This window comes from Spirosoma jeollabukense (genome assembly GCF_054777855.1).
In genome coordinates, this window is the sequence record NZ_BAAHAD010000066.1 from 1 (window position 1) to 1029 (window position 1029).

Below are 1029 nucleotides of genomic sequence, written 5' to 3' on the forward strand. Positions count from 1 at the left end.
TCACTATACTTACCACAGTTCCTCGGATATCTTTGCAACGATAACCCGTTCGGACCTTTATAGTCCTGACCATGGTAAGATCACTGTACTTCGGGTCTAATTTTAGATATTATTCATTTTTTTTATGATCGGTTTAACTACGCGTTTGCTCACACCTAAAATTAACTTGGTGACCCATTATGCAAAAGGTACGCTCTTGTTTAAACTCGAGCTGCTTATAAAACTACTATTTCTACTTTTGTTCCCTCACGGTACTGTTTTACTATCGCTTATGTATTATATTTAGTCTTTGAGGAAGGTTCCCCATAAAGTTCAAACAGCTTTATGTCCATTTTACTTATTATTTAGACTTTTCTATTTTTACTCACGCTAATCATAGAATCTCTTTTGATTTCTTTTCCTGAAGCTAATAAGATGATTCAATTCACTTCGTTTATTATTTGATTTCTCTTAGAGTTTATTAACCTTATTATTCGGGTTTAAATTTTTTATACTCTTTAATACATAGCTAAATTTCCCTAATAGTCTCTTTATATACTTACATAGATTTATGTATAAATTTTTATTTCGTATCATTTATATTTCTTATAAATTTATAATTTTTTTTTCGGGTTACTATGGATCGAACATAGGATCTCTCTGACCCAAACAGAGTGCCTTACCAAACTGGCCTTAACCCGTAAATTATTCAGAAGATATTGGATTCGAACCAATGTTATTTTATATAATTAACATATTTCAAGTATGCCTCCTTAAACCTCTCGGACAATCTTCCTATTTATCAATTAAATATATTTTTTTAATTTACTTTAAAATCTTTAATTCCTCAGCGAATCGAACGCTGATAATACTCTTATCAAAAGCACACTTTACCATTAAGTTAAGGAATTTAAGGAATAAGCGGTTCGAACGCTTAACTTTCTGTGTGTAAAACAGATACTCTACCAATTGAGTTAATTCCTTTTTTTTTATATCACTTTATAAAGTAATATTATATTTAGTTTTTTTGTTTTATAGTTATAACTATAG

1 tRNA gene and 1 rRNA gene are annotated in these 1029 nt (G+C 29.5%); both read right to left on the reverse strand.

Annotated features, from left to right (window positions below):
• Positions 1 to 543: ribosomal RNA gene (locus tag ACYVEA_RS34535) — 23S ribosomal RNA — on the reverse strand; the annotation flags it as partial.
• A 347-nt stretch (positions 544 to 890) separates the two neighbouring features.
• Positions 891 to 963 (reverse strand) — tRNA-Val (locus tag ACYVEA_RS34540).
• Positions 964 to 1029 lie beyond the last annotated feature (66 nt).